The sequence below is a fragment of the Streptomyces sp. NPDC059456 genome (genome assembly GCF_042750055.1).
Taxonomy (GTDB): domain Bacteria; phylum Actinomycetota; class Actinomycetes; order Streptomycetales; family Streptomycetaceae; genus Streptomyces.
Window position 1 is genome coordinate 1 of sequence record NZ_JBHYVA010000015.1, and the last position, 13430, is coordinate 13430.

Below are 13430 nucleotides of genomic sequence, written 5' to 3' on the forward strand. Positions count from 1 at the left end.
AGATGTGCAGAGAACTCCGCCGCTTCGCGGCTCCGCTCCAAGGACCCATTCCTCCCCGCCCTAAAGGACGGAGCCTCCTGGGAGAAATCAGGTGAAGGGGACCTCGGCGATCAGCGCACCATGTGTGCGCATCGCAGCCTCCGAGATGGAGGCGGTGGTGAGAGCCTTGGCCATGGCCGAGCTGATTCCTCGTCCGCAGTGACGGACGAGCAGGGGCAGGAGTGCGACCGGGGCCGCCCGCAAGTCATGGCAGGCCTCCCGGGCCAGCCCTGCGCCGATGTCCCGGGTGGCGGGATCTTCAAGGAGTCGCGCCACCACGGCGTAGACGTGACGCTCGCGCTCCAGCCCGTACAGGACCCGACCCCAGCGCCGCCCGACGCCTTCGAGGTGGCGTGCGGCCTCCCGGGCGTCGGCGAGCAGCGCCCTGTCGAGCTGCGGCCACTGCTGCGGAGGGGCGGCGCTCAGGGTTTCCAGTCGGGCGAGGAAGCGGACGGAGGCCAGGGGGTCGTCTTGCAGGTGCGCGACGGAGCTGCGGAGCGAATCGGCCAGGGCAGTGCGCACCACCGGCTCGGTGAGTTCACGCAGGGCCCGGAGCGCGACGTCGCTGCCTCCGGCGTGCACGACGAGATGTGCGGCTCGGCGCCGTACCTCTTCATCAGGGTCGGCGAGTCGGGCGAGCGCGGCCTCGGTGGCTTCGGGCCAAGGATGCCTTCCCCCGGTGGATGACAGGAGGTCCATGACCTCACGACGTACGAAGGCGTCGTCGGTCCGGGAGAGCTGAAGCAGCCGGACGGGTACGGGCCCGGTGCGGTCGGTGCGTATCGCGTCGAGGACCGCGATGCGGGCAGGGTGGGCGGCGGTCGTGGCGTGTCCCGCGGACACGGCCTCGTCCGGCCACTTCATCGGACGGGGCGGTGGCCGCCCTTCCGTGCTGAGAATTCGGTCATGCGGCTGATCATGGCACGCCCGGCAACCGCTGGGCCACGACATTTGTCCTCTCGGACAGGGACACTCGCATGCTGCGCGTGCGGAGCTCTACCAGGAACTCCTCATCCGAGTGCTGTAGTTGGCCGGCTTCGTCAACTACAGCACTGGTTACAGGACTTGTGACCTGCGCGAGGGATGGCCCGTCCGGACAGCTTCGGTGCTCAGCGCCGTACACGCTGTTCCTGTCGGGATCTGACCGGCACCCGCCCCTACATCTCCCATTCCTCCGCGCAGAACGTGGCCTCGCTGACCGTGGCGTCCTCGACCCTCGTCACATTCAGGGCCAGCTGGAGCCCCTCCCAGGCAGCTGCGCCGCTCGGGCCGAACCGCAGGCCCAGGTCGTTGTCCTCGGCATGCCGAATGATGGCCGCGTCGAGGACGGAGGGTGTCACGCCGACCAGCGGCATGCCGGCGTGGAGGACCTGCGGCCCGGTGCGGCCGTACGAGGTGACCGCGCCCAGACGCGGAACGCCGTCCGGATGCCGCCAGTAGTGCGCGCTCACCCCGGCCTTCTCGAACAGGTCTTCGCTGAGATTCCACTGACCGTCCTTGGCGAACCACCAGAACGGGAAGTGGCCGACTCGGCCTGCCGGCACCTCGCCGTCGAGGGCGGCCGTCACCTCCAGTGGGCTCATCCCGAACCGGAGCGGCCCGACCCGCTCCAGCGGCACCCATTCCCAGTGCGGGCGCACGTGGTCGAGCAGCACCGGCCAGGCCCCGGGGTTCTTCGGCCGTTCACGGACGTCACGCCAGTGCAGGACGGGCGCCGTCGTGTAGGGGTCCCGGGCCAGCCCGGGCCCGACGAGCAGGGCTGAGGTCGCCACCGTGTCCTTCTGCTCCAGCCAGCCCTCGGCAGACAGCCCCTGTTCCCGCCCGGTGCCCATGGACGCCCCCCATGCCGCCACCTCCGGGTCCCCGCTCCAGTTCACCCGCACCTCGATCCGCTCCGAGCGGGCGAACTCGTGGATCTCAGCACGGAGCTCGGACGGAACCCGGCCGATCAGTTCGATCTCCCCCACCCGTACCAGGGGGCCTTTCACGGCATCGACCACCACGCCGACCAGGATCATCCCCCGGTCGTAGATACAGGTCAGACCCGTCTCCTGGTAGTTCTGCCAGAACATTCCGTCCGCTGCGACCTGCCCGTTGCCCGCGCGCGGTCCGCCCAGGGCGGCCTTCACTTCGTCGGAGTCCATCCCGAACCGCAGCGGCCCCACCCCGACCAGGGGCTCCAGTACCCAGCGCGGCCGGTCCTCCGGCTTCCTGTTCCACCAGCCCACTTCAGGCCCCTCCTTCAACGCGGTCACACCACCCGCCGATCATGAACCGAGGCTAAGGGCTCCCTCTGACAGCCCCGGTCCCCGGTTCGGGCGCGGCTTGCTCCGCCGCCGGGGTTCGACGACAGGCTTGGCGGGTGGCCCTGCGTGCCGGTTCCTCGGCCCCGCGAACTGCCGGCCGGGGAAGTTCCTCCGCCGGCCGGGGAGTTCCTCAGACTCGGCAGTATTGATCAGGCCGAGCTCGTGTCCGCCACGGGGGAGGAGTCCGGCATCGGCATCCCGGATTTCGACGCCGACGAGATCAAGAGCGTGCGGGATGCGGTCGGACGCGTCCTGCCCCGCGAGGACGCCCGCCAGTGCTGTGACCTCACAGGTTCGCCGGGTCCGGTTCTGCCCTGGGATCCGGTGGCTCTGGGGGATCGGTTCGTGGCCGTCAGCGGCCGGGTCGGGCCGTTGCCGTGGTCTCGGTCGTGGCGGCCGGTCTGGCCGTGCTGTCGGTTTCGCTCTTGGTGCTTCCAGGACTGGTCGTCGACCACGACCCCGCCGGTGCCCGGCTCGCCGCCACTGACCGGTTGAATGCCGTGAACGACGTGCGGACCACGCTGCTTCAAGCGATCGGTGGACGGTGGTCCCAGCCGGGCCGTGGAACAGTGGAACAGCTGGGCAGCGACAAGCTGGACGTGCGGATCGGAGGCATCTACGCACGGTGGCGCCTTGCTGACCGCTTCGTTCGTGACCACGAGGCGGTCGACCCGGTGCGCCCGCTGGAGACCCGCGCCGCGGATGCCTTCTCGCCGCGGATGCGGGTGCGTTCGTGACGTCGGGCGGCAACCTTGCCGTCCGCTGCTGGGCGAGCGTGCCGGCCGCAGTCCCCAACGAACGGCTGCGACCAGCACTTCCCCGACCCACCCTGGGCCGCTCCTCAGGAAGTGTCCGAGTCCGTGCTCGCAGGGGCGTCGGCATCCATGCCGGTCGTCGTCGGAGGCTCGAGGCAGGTCTCACCGCCGGGGCCGGTCGTCTGGGGGAACTCCGGCAGGTACTGGCTGAGGAAGAGCGCCGGACTTCCCGTGCCTGCCCACCGGGAAGCGTGAATGATCGGGACCGACCTGTGGATGACGGAAGCGACGTTGGACACCGGCATACGTCCTCGCTTCGTCAGGGCGCTGAGCACGGCGGCCCGCGCCGCTTCGACCGCGGACGGCGCGACCGATGGGCCGCCGGCCGTGGGCAGTCGCAGAACGGTGATGCCCTTGCGGGCGGTGACCTGCGGAAAGTCGGGCAGGAACCGGGTGAGGAAGTTCCGCAGTTTGCCCGTACCCGCCCACCGGGACGAGGCGATGGCCGGGACGGCACCCCTGATGACGACGCCGACCGCAGGCAGCGGCATCGGCCCTCGTAGGGTCAGCGCACCGTGGACGGCGGCCCGTGCCATCTCGATGTCTACGGGGGTCGGACCGCCCCGGCCCTCCGGTGTGGGCGGCGCCGACGCGAAGGCAGCCGGTGAGCGCGGCTCCTCCTCCGCGGTGACCGTCGCCCCCGGGCGGGCGAGATAGACGTCGCCGTCGCGGGAGACGCGGAGGAACTCCTGCAGATGCCGGGTGAGGAAGCGAGCGAGGCTGCCGGTCCTCGCCCACCCGGTGGCGAAGATCTCCGGTGCGGCAGCGAGGATGAGCGAGCCCGCGGCGCCCAGGGACAACGTGTTCTGCCGCGCCAGTTCCGCCACCACGGCGGTGCGCGCCCGCTGCACCTCCTCGTCCAGTCGTACGGCCGGCGGTGCTTCCACCGACCGCTCAGGATCCGCCTTCGCCTTCGCCGTCACCTTCCGCACCGGATCGGGCTGCGGCTGCGGCTGCGGCTGCGCGTCGAGCGGAACGCCTGGTGCTCCGGTCGTCGGTGCCTCGGTCTGCGACCCTCCGGTCGGCGGCGTTCCCGCTGCCCGCCCGGTGTTCGCCGGCGTCTTCCTCTCCGGCTCGGGGAATGGCTCCGCCCCGGGCGTGACGGCCAGCAGATCGGTTGCGCGGGCTCGCAGGAAGGTGTGGTAGATGGGCACGGCGGTGCACAGCTGGTCTCTGCCGTGGACGTAGGAAAGATAGGCGCGGTCGATCAGTTCGTTGACTGCCGCCTCACCCCCGACGCGCAGCGCCTCGGCGGCGGGCAGCGTCTTACGGGCGGCCGGCATGACGGCGAACAGGGCGAGGATCCGCCGTTCCTCCACGCTGAACAGGTCCCGTCGGCGGCGTTCGTCGGGGTCCAGTTCGACGCCGTCGTCGATGACCATGTTGAGGTGGGGGTCTTCGCTCACGAGCCGGTCGAGATGGTGACGGAGATCGGACCCGGTGATCAGGCGGGAGCCGGTCCGGTCGTCGTGGATGTGCCCTTCGAGGTCATTGCGGAGGCGGGCCCAGAAGTACGGCCGCAGCCCGATACGAGGAACGATCTCCGTCGCGAAGTGGCGCGGCGTGACCCCGGCCCGGCGCAGCCATTCCACCCGCGGTCCTGCCGTGCGGTCGGCGAGCGGACCGAGGAAGTACGTGATTCCGTCGGCCCAGGACAGGTCGGCGGGGCACTCGATGGACTGCCAGGTCTTCAGCTCGTGCACCGAGCGGTGGAAGCGTTGGACGGTGCCGATGAGTACGAGGTTGCGGCAGACGAGGCTGCCCAGTCGCCCCGCCGTGCGCCGGCCGTCGCTGCCCTGTTCCGGAAGCAGCAGCACATCCAGTTCGTCGAGGACCACGGCCACCGGTGCGCCGCCGTCGCACGCCTGGTCCAGGTCCGCGAGCAGTTCGACGAGGTCCGTGCCCTCGGTGTCGAGAGTGATGCGGAGGTGGCGGCGCGCCTGAACGGCGAGCACGCGGCAGATCGCCCGGTTCCACTCGGCGAAGTCATGGACCTTCTTGCGGGTGTTGCTCATGTCGATCCACAGCTGGCCGCGCAGCCGCGGGTCCTGGCCCGCCTGGTAGGCCAGGGAGGACTTGCCGGCCCGGCGGGTACCGAAGACGAGGCTGCCCGCCCGGGGGCCGGAGCCGCCGATGATCCGGCTGAGCCGCGCCAGTTGTTGCTCCCTGCCCCGGAAGAGGTCGGCGGGCAGGGCCGGCAGGGTCACGTTGGTGCCCGTGGCCAGGGGCACGGGCGCTGCGTCCAGTGACACCGCGCGGGAGCCGAGCAGTGCCTGGCTGTCAGGGGAGATCGACACCGGACTCGTGCAGTAGTTGAACGCTCCTTCCTGCTCGATGGCACAGGTGGCCAGTCGTGTGGGTTCGCCGTCGAGGTGAAGGTAGAGGCCGGTGTGTGGCGAGAGGTTGACCAGGAGTGCCTTGGGTGACTCATGGTCGTCGACGCGCACGGCGAGCAGGTGCTCGGCCGCGGTCTCGTCCTTGATCTCGGCTGCCACTCGTGCTTCCACCGCCGCCCGCACCTTCGGCGGCAGCGTCAGAGCCTGCACCATGCGACCGCTGAGCGCGGGGTCGTGGAGCAGCGGGCTGAGCGCTGTGGCCAGGGAGTCGAGCTGCGGGGGAGTGAGCGCCGGATCGGCGATCTGGTACAGCCGCGTGAACCGGCCGGACAGGGACTGGATCCGTACGCCGGTGTCCGGGCTGTGGCGCCGTTGATCCGACAGCACGGGGGCCTGGCGGGGGCGGAGCAGAACGAGCAGGTCCACCAGGCCGGCCGGTGAGAGGGCGATTCCCCCTTTCGGGTCGAGGGCTGGTTCGGCGAGCCAGCGGATCCAGGGCATCCGCTGCGCCAGCTCTTCCCACAGCATCCGCGCCGAGCCGGGAACGGAGGTGATCGAGGGTGAGCGCGTTTGCCGCAGCCGGCGCCCCATGAGGTATTCCCGCGTGTACCTGATGACGCGCTGCCAGGCCCAGGGCGCCGTCTCGGGGGACGCCTGGTTGAGCGCGAGCAGATAGGTGGTCAACGCGTCGGCGAACACCCCTGCATCAGCGGTGCGGGGTTTGGTGAAGCGCTTCTCCAACTCCCTCTCCATCACCAGGAGCGCCACCACCTGGTGCCCGTACCGTCGCTCCTCGATGTCCGCGACACCCACGCGGGAGAGGGCCGGTCCGAGGGAGGTCAGCAGTGCCGCATCCGAACGGAGCCGCAGTACGGAGTCCACGACCCGGTCGACGCTGTCGCGATCGACCGGCTTGCGGCCGGGCCCGAGCCAGGCCACGGCCCGCATCCGGGTCACGGCCGCGGCGGCGGCCGAGCCGGGCTTCCGCTGCCGGGTGGCGGCCACTGCGGCCGCCATCCCGGATGCCTGCCCGTCCAGCAGGGTCACGGCCTGACCCTTCAGGCCCGCCGTGACATGGGACAGCCTGACGACGGCGTCCAGCACGTCCACGCGTGGTGCGGCCTCGTACACCAGCATCTGGCCGCGGTCACACAGCGCCAGCCGCCGCACCTCGCCCCGGCTCGGCCCGCTCTCACGCTCGGCCCGCACGACCACGGTCCAGCCGGAGCCGGTACGGGTGACGGAGGCTCCTGGAACGGGTGACCAGCCGTGCTCGTCGTCGGTGACGGCTACCACCGCGCTGTCTTCGCCGGAGAGAGCGGAGGGTGTCGGCAGGCACTGTCGTGCCGCCGGCAGCGCGCCGACGGTGAGAACCGGCGTTCCGTCATCGAGCCGTCTGTGAACGGAGCCGAGTACCGGCGCCCCCGCGTCGACGACGTGCATGATCCCGCCGACCGGGCGCCGGTCCCAGACGAAGGCCGCCGAGTCGTCGGTGCGCACGAAGGTCGGCGCGCTCCTGGGCATGCCTGAACCCAGGTGGCGGACGACGTTCCCGGACTCACCCCGTACGGTGACCACGCCCAGCGGCTGGCCTTCGAGCAGTTCGTCCAAGATGGCCGACGGGGCCGGCGAGGTCCTGGCGACGACGGCCAGCAGCTGGAGGAGTTCGGCGGCGGCGTCCGCGGGTGTGGACGGCCCCTTTCCCTCTCGTCCCCCTGCCGAGCAGTGGTATTCGACGGTCCAGGGGCCACCGCTGTCGTCACCGGCCTGGACCGTCACCGTCAGGGGAACGCCCGGGCCGGACCATTGCGCCGACGCGGGCACCGGCGTCGGCTGGCGGCCGGCGCACCGGAGGGGCGCTGTGATCGTCTCCGTTTCCAGCCGGGCGGTCCAGCCACTGCCGGCACCGGCCGACACGGCAGGCGGCAGAGCGCGCAGCCGGGCCAGGACCTCCTCCCGGGGTACCGGGTCGGAGCCCGCGGTCACCTCGGTGAGGTACGGATGATCCGCGTCGACCAGCACGAGCCGCGTCTCCGCCGGGCTCCAGCACGCCACCACCGAGATGGACTCCGGCTGCAGTTCGGCGGGGCTGGGCTGGCACGAGTACCTCCCCTGCCGGATCACCGCCAGCCGGTGGGCATCCTGCTCCGGAACACTGCCGCCCGTCACCGCCGATCACCGCGCGCCCGTGCACGGCGTGCCGCCGCCAGCTCGGCCGACGACACCTCCGGTGGCCGGGGGACGGGGAAGGTGTGCTCGAGCAGACGCTCCGCCCCGGGCAATCGCGGGCGGAGCTTGCCGGAAGCCTGCCACGGGGTGCAGACCGTGACCTGGTCGAGGACACCCACCAGTTCGAGGATCAGCGGAGCGTCCGCGTCGCCGGAGGCGAGCACGAACCTGGCCAGCGGGTTGCGCTCGGCGCGCCGCGCGACCTGCGCGGTCATCAGTGCGTCATCGCTGCCGTCCCCGGTGCGCCGTGCCTTCTCCCGGAGTTCCTCGGGCAGACAGAGCCGCTCGCCGCTGGTCTGCGCGCCGACCGTGGCGTCGATACGGTGGCGCGAGCGGCCGACCAGCCACACATCCCGTTCGGACACGTCGTGCTTTTCACGCAGTCCGCGCAGCCAGGCTTGGACGTGGGGCTGGAGAAAGGCCTCCCAGCCGTCCGGGTAGCGCTCGGGACGGACCTCGGCGTGGCGTTGGAACGGCATCCGCAGGTTCTCCGTGTCGACGACCAGGAACACACGGTTCAGCAGCCGGTGCACCAGCGGCGCGGGACGCTGCGGGTCATCGAACGAGGAGGGCAGACCGAATGCCTCCGGCGCCCTCCCCCGAGCCAGCTCCTGCCTGAGGTAGTCGATCGGCTGGGCCTGGCGGACCCTGACCTCGGGGCGGGCGGCGAGGCAGGGCAGCAGCCCCGCGTCGAGCAGCCCGGGCAGCTGCCGCTCCTGGACCTCCTCCACCGCCTCCGGGGTCCACCCGCCGTGATCGCGCACCGCCGCCGCGGCCTTCTCCAACAGCCAGGGCCAGCCCCCGCACGCCCGGGCCACCGCGTCGGCCTCGGTTGCGGGAACGCCCAGCTGAATCAGCAGTGCCGTGCTCTCCGCACGGTCCAGCATGGGGAACCGGTCCTGGGTCAGGGACCGGGTCACCAGCTTGGACAACCGCTCGAAGGTGGGGCGTTGCACCGTCCGCGTGAAGTACTCCAGGTCCGCCGCATCGGGCAGCGACGTCAGCAGAACGAGCCCCAGGCACGCCAGCCCGCTGCGTGTTGTCGCCTGGCCCAAACAGAATCTGATGAGCTGGTCGAGGACCTCGTAACAAGCGTCAGGGACCGTCACGCCCCGGCCGTCGACGGCCGCGTCCCAGTCGTCGATCACGATCGCGGGCCCGCGGTCGAGCGTGTCGAGGTGGTCCTCCAGGTCCTCCAGCGGATCGCCCTCAGGGCCGGGGACGATGCCCATCTCGTGGAACAGGTCGGCCCAGACCTCGTCCACGGACCCGGCCCGGGCGACGCGGCGGACGTTCCAGAGCGTCACCTCCGTCGGCCTCTCCTCGGCCAGCCGGCGAAACCACGTGGTCTTGCCGACCTTGCGGGCCCCGATGACGACGGTATGGACGTACTCACCCCGCCGGTTCGCCGACGCCCACCACTTCGCCCTGCTCCCCGCCCATGCGTTCGACACGCAACGCCCCCCAGTGACTGCGTCTGCTGTCCAGAAGGCGCACGACGCTACTCCTGCGGATCTCGCTACACGGATGAAACGCTCATTCCCCTCCGTTCCCTCCTCCCCTGCGGATAGGGTGCACGCCACCACCCGGCACGACGCCCTTGACGGCCTGACGAGCTCGGCCCAACAAGCGGCTGAAGAGGTGGCGCGTCGACGGGCGGCTGCCACCCCCGCTGCGCTACCCGCGGACGCTCGATATCCCTCGGCGGGAACCGCGCCACCCATCTCCAGGTAGCACCCATTCGCCGCTGACCCGTGCGGCGCTCTGGTTGCGGGATCCGCTGCGCCGTAGGTTGCGCCAGTGGCGCATGGGGAGACCCCGGACCGGAGGCGTCCGGAGCCGCCGGGCGGATCCGATTCAAGAACCACCCTCAGAGGTTGGGCATACGCGCCCTGAATCATGTGGAAGGTAGGTCTTTCGTTCTTCTGGCGTGAAGTCGCGTTTGACTGTGTGGCAGATCCTCCGGATCGCCTCGAAGGGTTCGCTGAAGAGGACGTCCCGCAGTTGTACGGTGCGGTCGGCGCTGGCGGTCGCGAGGGTTTGCCCATCGGGGCTGAACGCCAACGACAACACAGAGTCCGCGTGCCGGAACGGTGTGGCGCGGGCCATGCCGGTGGCCACCTCCCATAGCCGAGCAGTCTTGTCGGCACTGGCGGTGGCGAGGGTGCGTCCGTCGGGGCTGAACGCCACTGACCACACTGTGCCCGTGTGCCCGACAAGGCGCGCGGTGCGGGCCTCGCCGGTGACAGCCCACAGCTGTACGGTGCGGTCGGCGCCGGCGGTCGCGAGGGTTTGCCCGTCGGGGCTGAATGCCACTGACTCGACTGCGTCCGTATGCCCGGTCAGGACGACGCGGACCTTGCCCGTGGCGATGTCCCACAGCGGTACGGTGCCGTCGGCGCCAGCGGTGGCGAGGGTTTGCCCGTCGGGGCTGAACGCCACTGACTGCACCGCGTCCGTATGCCCGGCCAGGACGGCCTGAACCTTGCCTGTGGCGACGTCCCACACTCGTACGGTGTTGTCGGCGCTGGCGGTGGCGAGGACGCGTGCGTCGGGACTGAACGCCACCGACTGAACTGCGCCCGCCAGTTTGGGCAGGACGGCGCGGACTCTGTTCGTGGACACGTCCCAGAGCCGTACGGTTCGGTCGCTGCCGGCGGTGGCGAGAGTGCGTCCGTCGGGACTGAAGGCCACGGACTCCACCGCGCCGGAGTGCCCGGTCAGGGGCCGACGTGACGAGCGCGACGCAGCCGTCTGCAGACTTGCGACGGACTCTGGAGTGCTGCTGGTTCGGTATGCCTTGATGGCCAGCAGCGAGGCGAGTGCAGGGTTGGAATCAATGAGGGTGTCGGAGCGGATGGCGAATTGCCGGGATACTTCTGCCATCCGCTGGGCCTCCGCCGCCCGCCACTGCCAGATGGCGGCTGCTCCACCGAGCATTGCGAGGAGCACGAGGGCGAGTAGCGTCGCCAGGGTCGTGTTGAGGCGCCTGGCACGCCGGATCGTCTGCTGTTGCCGCTTCTTGCTTGCGACGAGAAACGCCGAGATGTCGCCCGGCAGCCGGCGTTGCCGCGCCCAGTCCAGCCCTTCCGCGAGTGCTGTTCCTCCGAGCAGGTCTCCCGGGTCGCCCGTCGTGGCATAGCCGGCCTGCCGTTCACGGATTCGGTCGAGCCAGTCATGGAAACGGTGATCCTGTCTGACCCACTCGCTCAGTGCTCCCCAGTCACGGATCAGCGCATCATGGATCAGTTCGGCCACCGGTTCCCCTGGAGGGGCGTCGGGGTGTTGGGGGTCGCGCAGTGTTTGGGTGGTGATGATGCGATGACGTGCGAGGGCGGCCAGGACTGAGTCGACGTCGGCGCAGTCGTCGGGGCCCGCCGCCAGGTCGCGCAGTTCACCGAGGGGGACTTGGGCGCGGACCGCTGGGATGCGGCGGTTCCGGTCGGCAGGACGTACCAGTGCGGTCAGGATGCGTCGCGCAATCGGCCGCTGCGCGGGCGGTAGTGCGTCGAGTGCGTTGTCGCACCAGGTGGTCAGGCTTCCGCTGACCGCCCCGAGACGACGGTAGGCCTCATGCGTGAGGTAGCCGTCCTGGCGGCGGAGCCACAGCTGGCTGAGTGTCAGCTCCAGCAAAGGGAGCACGGTCACGGGGGCCTGCCGGGTGGACGCTTCCTCGGGATTCGCGGCCAGGACGTCGGTGATGATCTGCTCGGGCAGCCCTGATTCGAATCGGAGACCCACGTCCCGGGCGGGGAGCGTGATGATGTCGTTCAGGTCCCGCTGGTTCAAGGTGCCCGGAACGTTGAGGAGTCCTGGTGTTGCCGCTTTCAGCAGCCCGGGCGTCAAGGCTGCCAGCTGGGGATAGAAGTCGTCCCGCATGACCAGGATCACGCTGACGGCATGTGAGCCGACTGCTTCGGCGATCTGGTCCGCCGCTGCCAGACGGTTTCGCCGGTGACCGTCGGATGTCTGGATGAAGAGCTCTTCGAACTGGTCGATGATCAACAGGATGCGCGGATGGTCTGGCTCGGCCGCCAGCCGACGGGCGACTGCCCCGGCGATCCCGTCGCGGACCGCACCCGGCAGCCCGGCGCGTTCGATCTCCGCGCTCAAGTCGTGCCTGGGCCGTGCGACCATCACCAGCCACCGGTCACTCCCCGGCACGTCTCCCTCCGCCAGCGCCCGCAGCACCCCCGCCTGGATCAGCGATGACTTGCCCGACCCCGACGGCCCCAGCAGCAGCGTCAGCCGCCGCTGCTGCGCCAGGTTCGTCACGACCTGCCTTACCGCCTCCTGCCGGCCCTGGAACCACTGAGCGTGCTCCGCCGTGAACGGCTCCAGGCCCCTGTACGGGCATACCCCCCGCTCCGCCAGTTCGGGCAGGATCTCCCGCAGTACCTGAGTCGGAGTGACGTACGCGACGCCCTGCCCCCGTTCGAATTCGTCGGGAGCGGCGATCTCGGTGAGCATGCCGATGACCAGGCCGGTCACCTCGTCGAGCACGGGCCCGCCGCTGAACCCGGTGGTGAGATCGTTGGCCGCGGTGAGCTGCAGGTGCGCACTTCTACTCCCCGAGCCCGGCAGCAGATCGCCGGCCACGCCGAAGCCGAAGTGCCCTTCCGGCGGAGCCTGCGCGGGGAATCCGAACGAGCGGACCTGGTGGCCCCGGCATCCCTCCGCGGAGCCCAACGGCAGCGTCCGCGCACCTGCCGGCATGCTGCTGAGCCGGATGAAGGCCACATCCTCCGCCTCGGGTGGGCGCCACAGGCCGACCGGAACGTGTCCCTGCACCCGGTCCGCACTCCTGACGTGGGGGAAGGCCAGCTGCACCGTACCGTCCGGCCCGCTTCCAGCCGCTTCGACGACATGGGCGCAGGTGACCACGAGCCCGTCAGCCACCAGGAATCCCACCCCGGCCACGGCTCCGTCCGGCCGGAGGACCTGGACCACGGCGGCGAGCAGGTCTGATGGGTTGCCGTCCCCTGTACTTCTCACCGTGCTCGTCACCGGGGTCAGCCCGTGCCCGTGCCCGTGCCCGCGTGAAGGTGATCAGGACTGTCGTTCTTCCGGGAAACGGTCACTTCCAGGTGGCGGCTGGCCTGGCTCTTGGTGATCACAGCCCCGGCTTCGAATGCCAGGTCGGCGCCGAACTCGACGTCGATCCGGTCGGGACCGGCCTTGCGCAGCTGGTCGAGGGTGGCCTGGACGGCCTCTGCGACCGGCTCCAGGGCCAGCGTGCTTTCCATGGCCCACACGCTAGAGAAGTGGCTGCACCGAGGTCCGTGCCTGACCCAAGTTGAGACCGCGGGTCACCCGGAAGGGCGAGGCCCACCTCGACCTGTACCCGTCTGTACCCGTGCGACCGCCTCCCGAGGCTGCCACCGGCCGGACCAGCCCAGAGCCGGAAGTCGCCACCACCCTCCCAGCGTGGCCACGACCGCACTGAGGGTCCTCGCATGGGCCCCACCGCTTTGCGGTCTTCGCACCTGACGCCGGTGCGGGGCTTCCGGCGGCTGCTCGGTGCCGGCGTCAGGGTCGGCGCGGTTGAGCTTGTTGCCGCCCGCAGCCGGTCGTCGTCTGCATCCGACCCCGTCGACCCGGCCTGGTCGGGCGTGGGGGGGGGGGGGGGGGGGGGCGCCGCCCCCCCCCCCGCCCCGCGCGCCCCGCGCGGGCGGGGCGTGTGGCGTGAAGAAAGGGAAACCCGC

At 70.7% G+C, this 13430-nt stretch carries 8 protein-coding genes; 2 read left to right on the plus strand and 6 right to left on the minus strand.

Annotated elements, in window-relative coordinates; genetic code table 11:
- Positions 1-87: 87 nt before the first annotated feature.
- Complete coding sequence (locus ACFXA3_RS02955; protein WP_385181041.1) at positions 88-903, minus strand: hypothetical protein; 816 nt, start codon at positions 901-903, stop codon at positions 88-90.
- Positions 904-1196: 293 nt separating this feature from the next.
- Positions 1197-2267, minus strand: a complete 1071-nt coding sequence (locus tag ACFXA3_RS02960) for a hypothetical protein (protein WP_385181044.1) — start codon at positions 2265-2267, stop codon at positions 1197-1199.
- A 467-nt stretch (positions 2268-2734) separates the two neighbouring features.
- On the opposite strand from ACFXA3_RS02960, the gene ACFXA3_RS02965 reads away from it, so the two are divergent.
- Complete coding sequence (locus tag ACFXA3_RS02965; protein WP_385181047.1) at positions 2735-3082, plus strand: hypothetical protein; 348 nt, start codon at positions 2735-2737, stop codon at positions 3080-3082.
- A gap of 104 nt (positions 3083-3186) precedes the next feature.
- Here the strand turns inward: ACFXA3_RS02965 and ACFXA3_RS02970 are convergent, their stop codons facing one another.
- The 3 genes from ACFXA3_RS02970 to ACFXA3_RS02980 form a co-directional block, all read right to left on the minus strand.
- Complete coding sequence (locus ACFXA3_RS02970; protein ID WP_385181050.1) at positions 3187-7665, minus strand: hypothetical protein; 4479 nt, start codon at positions 7663-7665, stop codon at positions 3187-3189.
- Entirely contained in the window at positions 7662-9179 is a 1518-nt protein-coding gene (locus ACFXA3_RS02975; protein ID WP_385181051.1) for a hypothetical protein, read from the minus strand. The genes ACFXA3_RS02970 and ACFXA3_RS02975 overlap by 4 nt, the downstream gene beginning before the upstream one ends.
- A 403-nt stretch (positions 9180-9582) precedes the next feature.
- Positions 9583-12609 (minus strand): trypsin-like peptidase domain-containing protein, encoded by a 3027-nt coding sequence (locus ACFXA3_RS02980; RefSeq protein ID WP_385181085.1) that lies wholly within the window; start codon positions 12607-12609, stop codon positions 9583-9585.
- Between ACFXA3_RS02980 and ACFXA3_RS02985 the strand changes: the two genes are divergently transcribed.
- Positions 12535-12693, plus strand: a complete 159-nt coding sequence (locus ACFXA3_RS02985) for a hypothetical protein (protein WP_385181091.1) — start codon at positions 12535-12537, stop codon at positions 12691-12693. The two genes, ACFXA3_RS02980 and ACFXA3_RS02985, sit on opposite strands and share 75 nt — an antisense overlap.
- A gap of 44 nt (positions 12694-12737) precedes the next feature.
- On the opposite strand, the gene ACFXA3_RS02990 is transcribed toward ACFXA3_RS02985, so the two are convergent.
- Positions 12738-12971: a CU044_2847 family protein gene (locus tag ACFXA3_RS02990; RefSeq protein WP_385181054.1), complete on the minus strand. Its 234-nt coding sequence runs from the start codon at positions 12969-12971 to the stop codon at positions 12738-12740.
- Between the last annotated feature and the right edge of the window lie 459 nt (positions 12972-13430).